The organism is Nonomuraea sp. NPDC059023, from assembly GCF_042740095.1.
Classification (GTDB): Bacteria; Actinomycetota; Actinomycetes; order Streptosporangiales; family Streptosporangiaceae; genus Nonomuraea.
This window is the reverse complement of the sequence record NZ_JBHYIO010000035.1, coordinates 29,513-46,085: the sequence shown is the minus strand read 5'-3', so window position 1 is coordinate 46,085 and position 16,573 is coordinate 29,513. Positions and strand designations below refer to the sequence as shown.

The window sequence follows — 16,573 nt, the reverse complement described above, 5'->3', positions numbered from 1 at the left end:
GTGGGGTGCGAGATGCCGGAGGTCGTGCGGATCAGCCTGCGGAACCGGTTGCGGGCGCTTTACACCTTCCAGGATGTGCTCGATCGCTTCGACATGATCGCAGACCGGTCGGCGGGAGCCGTACAGGTGCGCACGAGCCGGCGCGGCGGCTACCTCGTCGTGTGGGCGCCCGAGCACGTCGAGCGCGTCTTCGTCACCCACCAGCACCTCTACGCCAAGTCCGCGCAGTACCGGTTGCTCGCCGTCGTCACCGGCGACGGCCTGCTGACCAGCGAGGGCGAGCGGTGGGCCGGCCAGCGGCGGCTCATCCAGCCGATGTTCGCCAAACGCCACCTGGGCCGCTTCGCCGAGCACATGACCGAGGCCGTCGCGGACTTCGCCAAGGAATGGGAGCAACTGCCGGACGGCGCCCGCGTGGACGCCGCCACCGCCATGAACCGGCTCACGCTCGACGTGGTCGGCCGGGCGCTGTTCGGCTCCGGCCTGTCGGAGCAGGCCGCGCGGCTCGGGCCCGTCCTCACCTCCGGCCTGCGCGCGGGCGTGCGCGCGACGCGCCTGCAGTTGCTCTTCCGCACGCCGCCGTGGCTGGTGGACGCCGCCCACGCCGTCGTACGGCGGGCGCCCAAGTGGACCCCCGGCATCCGGGGCCTGCACGACGTCCTGACCACCACCGACGAGGTCGTGGAGGCGGTCGTCGCGGCGCACCCCGGCGGCACCGACGACCTGCTCGGCCTGCTGCTCGCGGCGCCCATGGACCGCAAACAGGTACGCGACGAGGTGATGACCTTCCTGCTGGCCGGGCACGAGACCACCGCCAACGGCCTGGCCTGGTTCTGGCACCTGCTCGCCCTGCACCCCGAGGCTCGCGCCCGCGTCGAGGCCGAGGTGGCCGAGGTGCTCGGCGGCCGCGTGCCGACCGCCGAGGACGCCGACCTGCTCGTCTACACCGCCGCCGCCTTCCAGGAGGCCTTACGCCTCTACCCGCCGGCCTGGTCGATCGTGCGTACGGCGGTGGCCGACGACCACCTCGGCGACCTGCCGGTGCCCGCGGGCACGAACGTGGTCGTCCCGGTCTACCTGGCCCACCGGGACCCGGGCGCCTGGCCGGATCCCGACCGGTTCGACCCGGAGCGGTTCCTGCCCGGGGCGGCGCCGCGCCGCTTCAGCTACCTGCCCTTCGGCGCCGGGCGGCGGATCTGCGTGGGGGCCGGGTTCGCGGTGATGGAGGCGACCTTGATCATCGCCATGCTGGTGCGGCGCTTCCGGCTGGAGATGGAGGCGGGCGCGGAGGTGCGGGCGGAGGCGACGGTGACACTCCGGCCGCGCGATGGGATTCCGATGAGACTGTACAAAGTGGTCTAATTCAATCGGATCCCGCGAAGATCGGAAGGACGCCCTTGACCCGGCTCCTCAGCGCGCAGGGGCTCATCCAGGCCGTACTGCGCCGCACGAACCTGCTCATGGCCGGCAAACGCGTGGCGATCGTCGGCGACGCGCCGCCGGGCCTGGCCACGCGGTTGCGCGCGATGGGCGCCCACCCCGGCTGCTCCATCGAAGAGGCCGACCTCGTCTTCGGCGACGGCTTACAGCCACTGGCGCTGAAGCCGGGCGCCGTGATCGTGGGCAGCATACGCTGCGACATCCTCGGCATGACAGAGGTCAGGCAGGACGTGCACTGCATCAACCTGGGCGCCGACGGCGCCGAGGTGTACCTCGTGAGCGTCCCGTGCTGACCGACATCGCCAACCCCGGGCTCTGGCCCGGCGGAGCCGACCGGATCGCGTGGGCGCGGCGCTTCATGCCCGTGCTTGGCGCGCTGTCGGGGGAGCTCGACCTGGACGGCTGGCGGGTCGGCCTGGTGCTCGTCCTGGAGCCCAAGACCGCCAACCTGGCCCTCGCGCTGCGGGACGCCGGGGCCGAAGTGATCGCGCACTGCCCCGGCAGGGAGACCTCAGACGACGTGGCCGCCGCGCTGGTGCGCGAGGGCATCCAGGTGCTGGCCAGATCCCGCACGACGCGCGCCCAGGACGACGACCTGGCCCGCCGGATGCTCGACGCCGGGCTCGACGCGCTGGTCGACGACGGCTCCCGGGTGATCAGGCTGGCCCACGCCGAGGACCGGCTCGGCCCGCTCAGGGGCGCCGCCGAGGAGACCACGAGCGGGCTGCGTCCGCTGCGCGTCATGGCCGCTGACGGCACCCTGCGGGTGCCGGTCCTCGCGGTCAACGACGCCCGCTGCAAGGTCCTGTTCGACAACGTGCACGGCACCGGGCAGTCGTGCGTCATGGCCGCGCTGGACCTCAGCGGACTGGAACTCGACGGGCTGACCTGCGTGGTCGCCGGATACGGCCACGTGGGCCAGGGCGTGGCCCGCTACGCCGCGGCCCTGGGCGCGCAGGTCGTGGTCAGCGAGGTGGACCCGTTCGCCGCGCTGCGCGCCCACCACGACGGCCGGCGCGTGCTGCCCCTGATCGACGCCTGCCCGGAGGCGGACCTGCTGTTCAGCGCCACCGGCGTCGCCGGCACGATCACGGCCGGGCACCTCGCCGCGCTGAAGCCGGGCGCCTTCGTCGCGGTGGCCGGGGGAGTGGAGGACGAGGTGGAGCGGCCGCCGGGCGGCCGCCAGGTCCGTCCCGGCGTCACCGACCACGGCGGCTGGTACCTGCTGGCCGAGGGCGAGTGCGTCAACTGCGCCGCCGCCGAGGGCAACCCGATCGAGATCATGGACCTGTCCCTGTCACTGCAGGCACTGGCCGTCGGCCACCTGCTCGGGCGGCGCCTGCCACCGGGCGTGCACCCGCTGCCCGACGAGCTGGACGAGCGGGTGGCCAGGCTGAAACTGGACGCGCTGGGCGTACGGCTTGACCGGGCGACCGATCGGCAGCGCGCGTTCCTGGACCGTGGACTGTGATCGTCGACGTCCGCGACGCCACCGTCCGGTACCGCTCGACCGGGCAGCAAGTGCTGCACGGCGTGGACCTGGCCGTGGAGCGCGGCGACTTCGTGCTGGTCGCCGGGCCGTCAGGGTGCGGCAAGAGCACACTGCTGCGGCTGCTCAACGGGCTGGTCCCGCACGCCTACCGCGCCGAGGTCACCGGGCGGGTGGAGATCGGTGGCCGGCCCGCCCTGGAGCAGTCGATCCGGCAACTCTCCACCGTGGTCGGCACGCTGCTGCAGGACCCCGCCAAGCAGATCGTCGGCACCACGGTCGCCACCGAACTGGCCTTCGGCCCGGAGAACCTCGGCCTGCCCCGCGCCGAGATCCGCGCCAGGATCGACGAGGTGGCCGCCCGTGTCGGCATCGCCCACCTGCTGGCCCGGCCCACCCACGAGCTGAGCGGCGGCGAGCTGCAGATGGTGGCGTTCGCGGGAGTGCTGGTGATGCGCCCGGACGTCGTGGTCGTGGACGAGCCGCTGGCCAACCTGGACCCGGACGCCGGCCGCCGCCTGCTGGGCGCGTTACGCCGCTTCGTCGACGACGGCGGCGCGGCCGTGGTGGTGGAGCACCGGGTGGAGGAACTGCTGGAGTTCGGCCCGGAAAAGGCGCTCTACCTGGAAGAGGGCCGCATCCGCTACTCGGGCGACATTTCGGGATTTTTGCGTCAGGCACCGGTGGCGCACGTCAAACTCCCCTTCGAGACCCTCGTGGCCCGCGCCGCCGAACTGCCCAGCCTCCCCGAGCCGGCGCGCCCGGCCCGCACCGGCCCCTCCCGCCTCGCCTACAAGAACGTCTCGCTCGGGTACGGCTCCCGCACCGTCCTGCACGACACCGACCTCGACCTGAAGGCCGACGAACGGGTCGCCGTCCTCGGCCGCAACGGCGCCGGCAAGTCGACCCTGCTGCGCGCCGCCGTACGCCTGCTCGAACCCACCGGCGGCGAGATCCTCGTGGACGGCGAGCCCGTCGGCGAACGGGACACGCTCAGCCTCGCCACGACCTTCGGCTACGTCTTCCAGAACCCCGGCCAGGCGCTCTTCTCCGCCACCGTGCAGGAGGAACTGGCCTTCGGCCCCCGCAACCTCGGGCAGGACCCCGAGCAGATCGCCGAGGTCTCCCGCGAGGCGCTGGCCACCATGCTGCTCGACCGCGAGCCCGGCATCATGTCCCGCCCGCCGCACACGCTCTCGCACGGCCAGCAGCGCCGCCTGACCGTGGCGCTCGCGCTGGCCATGCGCCCCAGGACGCTCGTGCTCGACGAGCCGACCGCCGGGCAGGACCTGCGCACCACGACCACGTTCATGGACCGCGTGCTCGACGGCGTCCAGAGCGTCTACTTCATCACCCACGACGTGGACCTGGCGCTCACCCGCGCCGACCGCATCGTCATCGTGGACGGCGGCCGCGTCGTCGCCGACGCCGCACCGGCCGAGCTGGCCCACGACGAGCGGCTGTGGACCGGCAGCGGCCTGCGCGAGACCAGTCTGGTCCGCGCCGTCCGTGACCTACTACCCGGGAAAGGAGCGATGGCGAAAGGAGCGATGGCGAAAGGAGCGATACCGCACCCGTTCGAGCTGGCCAGATCTGGAAGGACTCACCTGCCATGAAATCCCCCGACGCCTTACCCGTCCGCACCTCGCTGTGGGAGATCAACTCCCGCGTGGTCGTCTTCGCCGCCGTCGGCGCCGCCCTGTACGCGGTGCTCGGCCTGATCAGCTTCACCATTCCGGGCACCCAGAACGTCGACATCCGCCCCGCCTTCGCGCTCGTGCCGTTCATCGGCATGCGGTTCGGCCCGATCGCCGGATTCTTCACCGGCCTGGTCGGCAACATGGTCATCGACCAGATCAAGGGCTACGGCGCGCTGTTCTACTGGAACTGGAGCCTGGCCAACGCGCTGACCGGGCTGCTGGCCGGCATCCTGTTCGCCCTGCTCGTGACGCGCGTCGGCGCCTCGAAGGAGATGCTGCGCCTGGTCCTGGTGGGCGCCATCGCGTGGGTCTCGATGCTCATCGGGTTCGCCACGACCTTCACCGACATGTGGCTGCAGGACCTCACGTTCGGCGGCTGGGCCTCCTTCGCCTTCGGCCCGCTGCTGCTCAGCAACACGCTGGTCGCCCTCATTCTGGTGCCCGCGCTCGACGCGATCTGGGAACCGATCTCCAAGCGCATGGGCAGGTAACCGCGTGGACGTCACGCCACGGTATCTGGGAGGCGACTCCTTCCTGGGCCGGCGGGACCCGCGCGTGCTCCTGCTGGTCCCGGTCTGCTTCCTCGTGGCGGTGGCGCGCGTGAGCGACCTGCGCCTCATGCTGGTCTGCGCCCTCGTGGCCCTGGCCTACTACGGTGCGGCGGGCATCCCGTGGCACGCGGTCAGGGCCAACTGGGCCCTCGTCCTGACGCTGATGACGCTGACCGTGCTGGTCAACAGCGTCTTCACCAACGCGCTGCAGATCGAGGCGACCAAGCTGGCGCCGCCGTTGTTCGACATGCCGGTCACCGGGAATCCGGTCAGCCTGGCGACGCTGTCGTACTCGCTGACGCTTCTGATCAGGTTCGTGGCGATGGCCATGGTGGGCTTTCCCGTGGCGTTCTGCATCGCGCCGGGCGACCTCGGGGTCAGCTTCGCCCGGTTGCGGGTCTCGCAGCGGCTGGCGTTCGGGGTGGACCTGACGTTCCGGTTCCTGCCGTCCACGGCGGCGACCATGCAGCAGATCATCGACGCGCAGCGGGTACGCGGCTACACCCACCCGCGCACGAATAATCCGATAAAGCGGCTAATATCCCTCAAACCGGTCGTGATCCCCCTGACCGTGAACTCGCTCATCGACGCGGAGGACACCTCGAACGCCATGGACCTGCGCGGCTTCGGCGCCAAGCACCGCACCTGGATGCGCGAGCTGGCCTTCGACCGGGCCGACTACCTGCTCCTCGGCGCGTTCGCCGCCTTCGCGCTGGCACTGCTGGCGTACAAGATCCTCGGCACGGACGTCGTATGGGTCCCGTAGTCCACGGCGCGCCGCTCGTCCTCACCATGGACGGCCCGCCCATCGAGGACGGCACCGTCACGGTCGAGCACGGCCGCGTCGTGGAGATCGGGCGGGGCAGGGCCGAGGTGCATTGGCCGGGTGTAATGGTCGCCGGGTTGGTCAACGCCCACACCCACCTGCAGTACACCTGCATGGCCGAGGTCGGGCGGCGCGTCTACGACTCCTTCGAGCACTGGTCCGAGGTCTTCAACCAGGCCTACTTCAAGGGCGGCGAGGGCAGCTGGGACCCCGCGCTCAGGACCGGCGCCTGGGACTGGGCCGCCGCCGCCACCGAGGGCGCCTGGCAGTGCCTGCGCTCGGGAACCACCGCCGCCGCCGACATCGTGACCGATCCTGAGGCGTTCGTGGACACGCCGCTGGGCGGCCTGGCGTACCTGGAGATCATCGGCGACACCGACGCGAGCTGGCAGGAGGACGGGCGCGAGCGCTTCCTCAAGACGCTCGGCGGGCGCCGCGCGGGCATCTCGCCGCACTCGCCCTACACGCTCGACACCGGCGTGCTCGCCGACGCGGCCGTGCTCGCCCGCGAGCGCGGCACCCGCATCCACATCCACCTGGCCGAGTCCGCGCACGAACGCGAGTACACGATGGCGGGCACCGGGCCGCTGGCCGAGCTGGTGCGCCAGTGGTCCGCGCCGTTCGCGCTGCTGGAGGGCGGCTCGGGCCTGGCGCCCGCCGCCTACCTCGACAGCCTCGGGGTGCTCGGCCCGGACTGCCACCTCGCCCACGGCGTCCACCTCGGCCCCGACGACCGCGCGCTGCTGCGCGAGCGCGGCACCGCGATCGCGCTGTGCCCCCGCTCCAACCGCACCCTCGGGCTCGACGGCCCCGACGTCGCCGCGCTGCTGCGCGAGGGCAACCCCATCGCCGTCGGCACCGACTCGCTGTCGTCCGCGCCGTCACTCGACCTGCTCGCCGACGTCGCCGCGCTCAAGCGCCTCGCCGTACGGCAGGGCTACCACCACCCCGACCTCGACCGGCGGCTCATCGAGGCCGCGACACTCGGCGGCGCCCACGCCCTCGGCCTGCGGGACGAGATCGGCGTCCTGCGGCCGGGCGCGCGCGCCGACTTCGCCGTCTTCGACGTGGATCCCCGCGACCCCTACGCCGGCCTGGTCGAGCACGGTTCTGGACGGTGCGTGGCCACGGTTGTGGGCGGCACGAAACTTTGGGCCCTTTAGGGGCGTCCGAGCAGGTGCTAGCGTCCCGGGACGATGGCATCGCAGAGCCTGCGCTTCAAGCTGTACTCCCTCCTCAGCCTGCCGATCGTGGCGCTCGTCGCACTGTGGACCTTCGTCGCCGGTCATGTGGTCGGAGACTTCTTCGAGCTGCGCCGGGCCACCACCGCGTTCGAGAAGATCAGCGCCCCCGCGGCGGCGCTGGTCACCGAGCTGCAGCATGAGCGCAAGTCGGCGGCGATGTTCCTGTCCTCGCCGCCGCCCGACGGCAGCCTGCTCGTCTCCGCGCGCAAGCGCACCAACGCGGCGGCGGCCGCGTTCCGCACGCTGTCGGCCTCCGAGGAGGCGCAGACCATCACCACGCCCGAACTGCGCAACGCCATCGACGCCGTGCTGCGCAAGATCGGCGGCCTGGACGCGGTGCGCAGGGAGGTCGACGACCGCACCACCAGCCGCCTGTCGGTCGTGCAGGCCTACGGCGAGGCCACCGACGAGGTCTACCGCCTCTACGACCAGGCCGTCACCGTGCCGGACATCAAGCTCTACCAGCAGGCCGCCGGGCTCCAGCGCATCGCCCACGCCCGCGACCTCATGTCGCGCGAGGACGCGCTGATCTCCGGGGCGACGCTGGCCGGGCGGATCACCAGGGAGGAGTACGAGGCGGTCGAGGAGCTCTCGCCCAACAGGAAACTGCTGCTCGTCGATGGCGTGGCGGCCCTGGAAGCCGAGCTGCGCGCGCCGTACGACCTGTTGCTGGCCTCTCCCGAGCACCAGAGGATCTCCGCGATCGAGCGCGAGATCATCGAGACCGCGCGGCTGCCGCGCGTGCGCAACTCCTGGCAGGCCGCCGCCGACAGTTTCGGCGCCACTCTCGACCGGCTGCTGGTCAGCCGCTCGGAACTGCTGAACGCCCGCGCCGAGGCCGCCGCCGGCGAGATCGTCGTGCGGATCGTCGTGGTGGGCTTCCTCGGCCTGGTCACCATCATCGCGGCGGTCATGTGGTCGGCCCGCCTGGGCCGCCGCCTGGCCACCGAGCTCGACACCCTGCGCGACGCCGCCGCGGAACTGGCCGACGAACGGCTGCCGCGCGTGGTGGAGAAGCTGCGCGGCGGCGAGGACGTGGACGTCGACGTCGAGGCCCCGCCCATCCCCACCGACGGAGCCACCCAGGAGATCCGCGACGTCGCCCACGCCTTCGCCGGAGTACGCCGCACCGCGGTCGAGGCGGCCGTCGGCCAGGCCGCGCTGCGCAAGGGCCTGGGCCGCGTCTTCCGCAACATGGCCCGGCGCAACCAGGCGCTGGTACACCGCCAGCTCGTCCAGCTCGACGTGATCAGGCGGCAGATCACCGAACCGGAGACGCTCCAGGACCTGTTCACGCTCGACCGGCTCACCACCCGCATGCGCCGCCAGTCCGAGGGCCTGCTCATCCTGTCGGGCGGCTCGCCGGGGCCCGCCAACGGCGACCCGGTCCCGCTGGCCGACGTGGTGCGCGAGGCCATCTCCGAGGTCGAGGCCTACACCAGGGTGAACGCCCCGCCCATCCCCGACGCCTTCCTCGACGGCGCCGCCGCCTCCGACGTCACCCACCTGCTGACCGAGCTGGTCGCCAACGCCACCGCCTTCTCCCCGCCCACCACCACCGTCCAGGTGTACGGGCAGGTCGTCGGCCGGGGCTTCGCCATCGAGGTGGAGGACCGCGGGCTCGGCCTGCCCGACACCATCCGCGAGGAGGTCAACTCCCGGCTGGCCGACCCGCCGGAGTTCGACCTGGCCGACAGCGAACGGCTCGGCCTGCTCGTGGTCGGACTCCTCGCCCGCCGCCACGGCATCAAGGTCACCCTCAGCAAGTCGGCTTACGGAGGTATCACCGCAGTCGTCCTGCTTCCGCAGTCCCTCATCGTCTCCGGATTAACACGGCGTTCACATTCGGGCAAAAACCGGGAAACGGCAGCCTGGCAGCCTCGGCGTGGCTGAGTAAAACCCCGAAAGGACCTCCGTGAGCTACAAGGCTGAGTACATCTGGATCGACGGCACCGAGCCCACGGCTCTGCTCCGCGCCAAGACCAAGATCCTTGCCGTCGGCGCCGAGCCGCCGGTGTGGGGTTTCGACGGCTCCAGCACCAACCAGGCCGAGGGCCACGCTTCCGACCGGGTGCTCCGCCCCGTGTTCACCTGCCCGGACCCGATCCGCGGCGGTGACAACGTACTGGTCCTGTGCGAGGTCGAGGAGATCGACGGCGAGGCCCACCGGAGCAACACCCGCGCCCTCCTGCGTCCGATCGCCGAGCAGTTCGCCGACCAGGAGTCGTGGTTCGGCATCGAGCAGGAGTACACCTTCTTCAAGGGCTCGCGCCCGCTCGGCTTCCCCGAGGGCGGCTTCCCCGCTCCCCAGGGCCACTACTACTGCGGCGTGGGCGCCGAGGCCGTCTTCGGCCGCGAGATCGTCGAACTCCACCTCGACCGCTGCCTCGCCGCCGGCCTGAAGATCTCCGGCATCAACGCCGAGGTCATGCCAGGCCAGTGGGAGTTCCAGGTTGGCCCGGCGAGCCCGCTCGAGGTCGCCGACCACCTGTGGGTCGCCCGCTACCTGCTCTACCGCACCGCCGAGGAGTTCGGCGTGGAGGCCACCCTCGACGCCAAGCCCGCCCGCGGCGACTGGAACGGCGCCGGCGCGCACACCAACTTCTCCACCAAGGCCATGCGCGAGGGCTACGACGCCATCATCACCGCCTGCGAGGCGCTCGGCGAGGGCGACAAGCCGTTCGAGCACGTCCGCCAGTACGGCGCCGACATCGAGTCCCGCCTGACCGGCGCGCACGAGACCGCCCCGTGGAACAAGTACTCCTACGGCGTCTCCAACCGCGGCGCCTCGGTGCGCATCCCGTGGCAGGTCGAGGTGGACCGCAAGGGCTACATCGAGGACCGCCGCCCCAACGCCAACGTCGACCCGTACGTGGTGACCCGTCTGCTGGTCAACACCTGCTGCGCCGCCCTGGAGAAGGCCGGCCAGGTCTGACGGCACGCTCTCCGGAGGAACGCGGGCACCCCCGATCGGGACCCGCGTTCCTCCTTTTCACTTGGCAGAACCGTCACGCCAGGCGCGACTGGTAGACCCTGCGGGCCTCCGTCACCAGCCCGCCCCTGTCCTTGACGAGCTCCTCCAGCAGGTCCAGCCAGCGCAGGCAGAACGTCACGTCCTCTTCCCTCGCCACCCTGCGGCGCTCCACGTCCAGGTAGACCGGGCTCGAATGCGCCCGCACCAGGCCGCCGCCCTCCGCCACCGCCACCACGTACGTCGGCCAGTCCACGCGTAACTCCGCCGACACCTCGTTCGGCGGGCCCGCCGCCAGTTCGCCGTCGGCGGTCAGCAGCCGCACCCGCTGCACGCCGGGGCCGATCACCCGCGCCGTCGCCCGCACCCGGGTGCCCGCCTGCAGGTCGATCGTGGCGCCCGGCCGCTCGCCCTCCACCGACAGCTCCAGGAAAGGGCCCGTCGTGGCGAAGGTACGGCTGTGCCGTACCGCGTGGGCGTAGGACTCGGCGGTGAGCGGGCCGTCCACGTGCGCGTACGTGCGCTCGCCCCCGATCGGGCCGAGGCGTCCCGCGGTGCCGGCGACCGCGGCCACCCGGTTTCCGGCCCCGATCAGCCGCCGGTAGGCCCGGTCGGAGCCGATCGCCGAGGAGAAGCTGTCGACCAGGCCCAGCGCCGCGTCCACGACGGACATGCGGGCGTCGTAGATCGGGTAGCCGCCGTCGAACAACTGCTCCGGCGTCTCGACCGGGCCGCGGAAGGCGTTGGCGTACCCGATCAGCGCGCCCCGCTCGCGCAGCTTGTCCACCGAGCCCGACGGGACGCTCGGCGCGTCCTGCGCCAGGCCCACCCGGGCCACGTGGGTGGCGTCCGACCAGGGCAGGTTGCGGCCGGCCCAGAGGTCTTCTGTGTCGCCGTCGCCCGCGAGCAGGTTGACGACGTGCAGGTCCTCGCCGTGTTGCGAGTCGGCCACCCACTGGGGCGGGCGGTTGAGCCGTACGTGCAGGTCGCCGCCGTACCAGCCGCGGGCGGCGGCGTCGTAGATGCGCGGCGGGGCCAGCTCCACCAGCGTCTCGCCCGCGCCGGGGGTGAGCGTGGTCTCTGCGTGGCCGTACTCCATGCCCCGCGCCGCCCTGACGGTGAGCCGGCTCGACGGCACCTCCAGCACGACGTCGTCGCCGTGGAAGTACGGCAGGCCGTCGATGTCCCTGGCCGGTGAGGTGCCGTGCGGATACCAGCCCCGGCCGTCGGCCGTCCAGACGCTCCACCGGCATGGGAAGCCGGCGCGCAGGCGGAGGGTCTGCTGGGCGGCGAGTAGTGTCAGATCGTCACGCATCGGCTTCTCCCCGTAATCGAAGGCGCCGTTATCGTGCCACGACCCTGACTCGCCGGAAAGCCCGCCCATCCCCGGCGGAGTGGCTTTCTTACTCCGACGTAGAAGGATCTAGAGTCGAGGTGGTGGTTCGTATTTGGGCAGATCCGCGCGTTTCCCATGAAGATGGGCAATCAGCGCGCGCTGTGTTTCCGGGTCGCCGCGCCGGTCCGACTCCAGGTCCCGGATCGCCACCTCGATCAGCCCGCGGGTACGCGGCGGCACCTCCTGGAACGCCCGCTCCAGGGCATGGTCGTACGCCGTCCTCGCCGCCTCGTCATCGCCCTCGGCCCAGGCCAGCAACCCCAGGTCGAACAGCAGGAAACCCGGCCGGTCCGGCTTGACCGCCTGATACTGCTGGTAATAGTCCAGCGACTCCTGGTACCGGCCCAGCCGGTAGAGGCACCACCCCCTGGTCGACAGGTGGTCGGGATCGTACGGGCTGAGCGCGTCGAGCACCGCCTCGTAGCACGCCGCGGCCCGCTCCCGCTCGCCCAGCGAGAAGAGCGTGTCACCCTGGCCCGCCAGCGCCCCGGTGGAGCCCGCGTCCAGCGCCAGCGCCCGGTCGTAGGCCTCCAGCGCCGCGTCCAGATCGGGCGTCTCCCGGTAGCGGTAGGCCCACGCCAGCATCTCCTCGCAGTAGGCGGTCACCTGCCGGCCGGGCGCGGTCGCCTCCAGCCCCGCCTCGATCGCCAGCTCCCACGCGGCCACGTACGACAGCGTGATCGACAGCTCCGCCCAGATCCAGGCGGCGTCGGGCTCCAGCTCCACCGCCCGGGTGAGGTTTCTGATGGCCGACAGCGGGTCCCTGGCGGTGCGCTGGATGGAGCCGAGCACGTAGAGCCGCTCGGCGTTGCCCGGCGCCAGCTCCACCGCCCGGCCCGCGGCCTCGAGCGCGGCCTCGTAGCGCCCCGTGGCCGCCTCCAGCCAGGCCTGCGCCGAGTGGATCTCCGGGTCATCGGGCCAGACCCGGACCGCCTGGTGGAGCACCTCCCTGGCCTCGTCGAGGCGGCCGTCGTACTGCAGCGCCTCGGAGTAGTGCACGACGACCTGGGGGTCGGCCTCCCTGCTGACCACGGTGCCGGTCATGGCGTGGCCGCGCAGCAGGCGCACCGCCTCCTCGGCCCGGCCCAGGCGCTGCAGGGTGTTGCGGAGCATGACCAGGGCCAGCAGGTCGACCGGCTCGGCCGGGTGGCGTAGTTCCGCCGCTTCACGCAGGTCGGCCTCGGCCTCCGCGTAGTGGCCCTGGGCGAACTTGGCGGCGCCGCGTACCGACAGCAGCCACCTGCTGTCGTCGGACTGGGGGATGGCCCGGGTGGCGTGGGCGATGGCGTCGTCCAGCTCGCCGGTCATGCGGTAGACCTCGGCCAGCGTGCCGCGCGCCCAGGACAGCTCCGGGTCGATCTCGATCGCGCGTTCCAGGTCCTTTCTGGCCTCCTCCAGCCGCTGGAGGGTGTAATAGAGCTGGCCGCGCGAGCCGATCGCGAAGGCGGACGGCTGCAGCCGTACGGCCTGCTCGGCCAGCTCCAGGCCCTCCTCGGGGCGGCGCGTCATGCGCAGCACCTCGGCCAGGTCGAGCAGCGGGTCCGAGACCCCGGGCCACAGCTCGATCGCCCGGCGCAGGTGCGGCTCGGCCTCCTCGAAGCGGCCCAGCGCCAGCAGCGCGTTGCCGAGCCTGGCCCGCGCGAACGGGTAGTCCTCGTTGAGCTCGACGGCCTTGGCCAGCTCGCGCTCGGCTTCCTCGCGCCGGTCGGCCAGGCCCAGTTCGACGCCGAGGTGGGCGTGGAGGTCGGCGTAGCCGGGCGCGAGTTCGATGCCCGCCCGGAAGGCGGCCACCGCCGCCTCGCGCTCCTCCAGCTTGCTGTAGGCCAGCCCCAGCAGGCGGTGGTCCTCGGCGTCGCGCGGCGGCATGCGGGTGATGTGCCTTGCCACGTCGCGGGCGTCCTTCGCCTGCTCCTGCACGCTGAGGATCTCGCTGTAGGCCCAGCGCAGCGGGATGTCGTCGGGGGTGCGCTCGATGGCCTGCTCGACCGCCTCCCTGAGGTCGGTGACGTCGGCGACGGGTAGCTCCGGCAGCCAGAACTCGGTCAGCTTCGTCAGCGCCCGCGGGTCGAACGGGTCGATCTCCAGCGCCCTGCGGAAGGCGGCGTCGGCCTCCTGGACCCGTTTCAGCCCGTGCAGGATCTTGCCCCGGGCGGCGTGCGCGGCGGCGTCCTCCGGGTCCAGCTCCAGCGACCGGTCCAGCAGCCGCAGCGCCTCCGCCGGGTCGTCTGCCTCGGCGACCTGGGCCTGCGCGCGCAGCGTCCACGCGTTCTCGAAACCCACGCTCGCGGCCCGGTCGAGGTCGCGCTTGGCGCCGGGCAGGTCCATCAGCCGCCTGCGCAGGTCGCCGCGTACGGCCAGCATCCAGCCGTCGTCCGGGTCCAGCTCCAGGGCGTGGTCGAGCAGCGGCGCGGCCTCCTCCAGCAGGCCCAGATCGAGGCGGGCGACGGCCAGGTGGCGCAGCACGACCGGTTCGTCGGGCATGAGCGCGGCCGCCGTGGCGAGGGTCCGCTCGGCCTCCCGCACCTGGCCGACGCCGAACAGCGCGATGCCCTCCACGATCAGCGCCCTGGTGTCGTCGGGCAGGTCGGCCCTGATGGCGCGGACCAGTTCCAGCGCCCGGTCCATGTCGCCGGTGCCGAGCAGGATCTGGGCGGCGGCGAAGCGGACGACGTGGTCCTCCTCGGCGCCGAGTGCGGCGTCCACGTGCTCGCGCGCCTGGGGTCGGCGGCGCGCCCTGGCGCAGGCGTCGGCGGCGTCCAGGTGCAGCGCCGCGCCCGGCCGGCGGCGGGCGGCCTCGGCGGCGGCGTCGGCCGCGCTCTCGTCGTCGCCGATGTTCTGGAAGGCGATGGACAGCCACTCCAGGATGTCCGGATCGTCGCGGTCGGCCCGCAGCAGCGCCTCGATCGCCTCCTCGTGGCGGTCGGCCGCCAGCAGCGCGCCGCCGAGGTCGCGCCAGGCCGCCGAGGTGAGCTTGCCCAGCCGCTCGGCCAGGCCGAGCCGGAGCCTGGACAGCCTGACGTCGCCCTCCCACCGGGCGCAGGCGCGGTCGGCCAGGTCGAGCGCGGCGTACGGGTCGCCGGCCTCGGCCAGCAGTACTTGTGCGTAGGCGGTGTAGGGGCTCTCGGCGTCGCCCCCCTCGGCCACGATCCGCGCCGCCTCCTCGCGGCGGCCGGTGTGCAGCATCGCCAGCGCGTAGAGCGGCGGCGAGAACGAGGGCGGCGAGACCTTCAGCGCCCTGGCGAACAGGTCGCCGGAGCCCGCGTGGTCGCCGGACTCGCGCTTGAGCATGCCCCGGGCGATCAGCACCAGCCCGAGCAGGCCGTTCAGCTCCGCGTGCCAGTGCGCGGAGCGGGCCTTGAGCGCGGCGTGCAGGGTGTCCTCCAGGGCGGCGGCGCGCTCGGCCAGGCCGTCGGAGTGCTCCAGCCACAGGCCGGCCAGCAGCCAGCCCACCTGCTGCGACAGGTCGCCGGTGTCGGGGACCAGGTCGGCGCGCCGGCGGTTACGCCAGAGCTCGGCCATCGCCACGTGGTGTGACGTCATCATGTTCCCCTGGGGGTTCGGGTGGTGAGCGGGCGGCCGCCGCTCCTGGCATCCGGGGAGCGGCCCGTGCCGTCGTGCTTGAGATGGTGCATGAGCCGGCCGGCGATCACGTTCGTGTGGAGGGGGTCCCGATGCCTGGCCACCCAGCCCGCGTTGAGGAGGATCACCACCCGGTCGACGGGGGTCAGGGGCGGCAGGGTGTCCCCGAGGAGGAGGTGGTCAGCACATGTTTGCACGTCTGCCCAGTTCTTGGCGGAAAAGCCGCGCAAGCGGTCCCTGTGCAGCGCGGTGTGGAGGTGGCGGCAGAAGTCCGGATCGAGGACGGGCTCAGGGGGGACGCCGAGCTGCCGCAGCAGGTCCGTCCAGAAGTCCTCGAGCTGGTCGACCTCCTCGGCGAAGGCGTCCTGGCCGTCGGCGGGGCCGGCCAGCCGCAGCATGGAAAGGATCATCTGCGCCCTGAGGGTGTCCGGCGGCAGTTTCGCGACGGAGGGCACGCTCGGGTGCAGGTTCGCGACCGAGGGCATGCTCGGGTGCAGGCGGAAGGTGAACATGGCGCGGGCGTAGGCGGGGCCCAGCATGAACGCGGCCAGCGCGTCCTCGGCCAGCCGGGCCGCGTACGGCGTCGGCGGCCGGGCGAGCAGTTCGTTGAGCATCCTGGCCTTGTCGGCGGCGTGCTTGACGACGCTGGCCCCCGCCTCCCTGGCCGCCAGCGGCACGCCCCAGATGTTCCAGTCGGGGAAGCCGAGCTTGATGACCGCGCGCATGCTGAAGGCCGGTGTCCGCGAGGGCAGGGACAAGGCCTGGTGCGGGCCGAGCATCCGGGTGAGCAGGTGGTCGGTCACCATGCACACGCTGTCCTCGACGGCGCTGTCGCGCATGGCCAGGCCCGCGACGAACTCGACGTAGTTGTCGTAGACCGGCTCGGCCTCCGTCTTGACGAACTCGGCGTACCCGCGCCACAGCTCGGGCAGGTCGGCGCCGTCGGAGTCGAGCCGGTCGCGCAGTTTCTCCGCCTCGAAGCGCAGGTTCCCCGTCGCGGCCCGCAGGTCCTCCTCCAGCACGGTCTGCTTCTCCAGCTCCACCATCCGGTCGCTGAGCGGCTCGATCGTCTCGCGAATCCTGGCGACGCCGTCCTCGACCGCCCGGATGTGGCCGTCCAGGTCGGTGATGCTGGTCGTCAGCGGCCGGTTGCCGAGGTCGCCGAGCCGGCCCTTGCCCGGCCTGGCCAGCTCCTGCTTGATCGGGGCGGCGTTGCTGGCGAGCTCGCCGACGGCGTTCTCGGCCTCCTGCAGCGCGTCCATCACCTCGCGCATGTGCTCGCGCTTGCGGATCGCGTCGGTCACCGCGCCGCTGATCCGGTCCAGGTCGGCCAGCAGGCAGTCGAGCCTGATCGTCAGGATGAGTTTGCCGTCCACG

The 16,573-nt window shown here is 72.3% G+C and carries 12 protein-coding genes; 9 read left to right on the top strand and 3 right to left on the bottom strand.

Annotated features, from left to right (window positions below):
* Window positions 1-12 precede the first annotated feature (12 nt).
* From ACFWYW_RS43185 to glnII, 9 genes are read left to right on the top strand one after another with little or no spacing between them, the layout of a single operon-like run.
* On the top strand, window positions 13-1,362 hold the full coding sequence (locus tag ACFWYW_RS43185; RefSeq protein ID WP_379618863.1) for a cytochrome P450: 1,350 nt from the start codon (window positions 13-15) through the stop codon (window positions 1,360-1,362).
* Window positions 1,363-1,397: 35 nt separating this feature from the next.
* The gene (locus ACFWYW_RS43180) at window positions 1,398-1,733 is read left to right on the top strand and encodes a hypothetical protein (protein ID WP_379618865.1); all 336 of its coding nucleotides are present in this window, start codon (window positions 1,398-1,400) and stop codon (window positions 1,731-1,733) included.
* On the top strand, window positions 1,727-2,911 hold the full coding sequence (locus ACFWYW_RS43175; RefSeq protein ID WP_379618867.1) for an adenosylhomocysteinase: 1,185 nt from the start codon (window positions 1,727-1,729) through the stop codon (window positions 2,909-2,911). Before ACFWYW_RS43180 ends, ACFWYW_RS43175 begins: the two co-directional genes overlap by 7 nt.
* Window positions 2,908-4,545, top strand: coding sequence for an ABC transporter ATP-binding protein (locus ACFWYW_RS43170; RefSeq protein WP_379618869.1), 1,638 nt, complete (start codon window positions 2,908-2,910; stop codon window positions 4,543-4,545). The genes ACFWYW_RS43175 and ACFWYW_RS43170 overlap by 4 nt, the downstream gene beginning before the upstream one ends.
* Window positions 4,542-5,120 (top strand): ECF transporter S component, encoded by a 579-nt coding sequence (locus ACFWYW_RS43165; RefSeq protein ID WP_379618871.1) that lies wholly within the window; start codon window positions 4,542-4,544, stop codon window positions 5,118-5,120. Before ACFWYW_RS43170 ends, ACFWYW_RS43165 begins: the two co-directional genes overlap by 4 nt.
* 4 nt (window positions 5,121-5,124) lie before the next feature.
* The gene (locus ACFWYW_RS43160; protein ID WP_379618873.1) at window positions 5,125-5,946 is read left to right on the top strand and encodes an energy-coupling factor transporter transmembrane component T family protein; all 822 of its coding nucleotides are present in this window, start codon (window positions 5,125-5,127) and stop codon (window positions 5,944-5,946) included.
* Entirely contained in the window at window positions 5,934-7,169 is a 1,236-nt protein-coding gene (locus tag ACFWYW_RS43155; RefSeq protein ID WP_379618875.1) for an amidohydrolase family protein, read from the top strand. The genes ACFWYW_RS43160 and ACFWYW_RS43155 overlap by 13 nt, the downstream gene beginning before the upstream one ends.
* 33 nt (window positions 7,170-7,202) lie before the next feature.
* Window positions 7,203-9,143, top strand: a complete 1,941-nt coding sequence (locus ACFWYW_RS43150; protein WP_379618877.1) for a nitrate- and nitrite sensing domain-containing protein — start codon at window positions 7,203-7,205, stop codon at window positions 9,141-9,143.
* A 22-nt stretch (window positions 9,144-9,165) separates the two neighbouring features.
* The gene (gene glnII, locus ACFWYW_RS43145; protein WP_379618879.1) at window positions 9,166-10,185 is read left to right on the top strand and encodes a glutamine synthetase; all 1,020 of its coding nucleotides are present in this window, start codon (window positions 9,166-9,168) and stop codon (window positions 10,183-10,185) included.
* A 73-nt stretch (window positions 10,186-10,258) separates the two neighbouring features.
* Here the strand turns inward: glnII and ACFWYW_RS43140 are convergent, their stop codons facing one another.
* From ACFWYW_RS43140 to ACFWYW_RS43130, 3 genes are all read right to left on the bottom strand, one after another.
* On the bottom strand, window positions 10,259-11,536 hold the full coding sequence (locus tag ACFWYW_RS43140) for a CehA/McbA family metallohydrolase (protein WP_379618881.1): 1,278 nt from the start codon (window positions 11,534-11,536) through the stop codon (window positions 10,259-10,261).
* A 108-nt stretch (window positions 11,537-11,644) separates the two neighbouring features.
* Window positions 11,645-15,160: a tetratricopeptide repeat protein gene (locus ACFWYW_RS43135; RefSeq protein WP_379618883.1), complete on the bottom strand. Its 3,516-nt coding sequence runs from the start codon at window positions 15,158-15,160 to the stop codon at window positions 11,645-11,647.
* On the bottom strand, window positions 15,157-16,572 hold the full coding sequence (locus ACFWYW_RS43130) for a hypothetical protein (protein WP_379618885.1): 1,416 nt from the start codon (window positions 16,570-16,572) through the stop codon (window positions 15,157-15,159). Before ACFWYW_RS43130 ends, ACFWYW_RS43135 begins: the two co-directional genes overlap by 4 nt.
* Window position 16,573 lies beyond the last annotated feature (1 nt).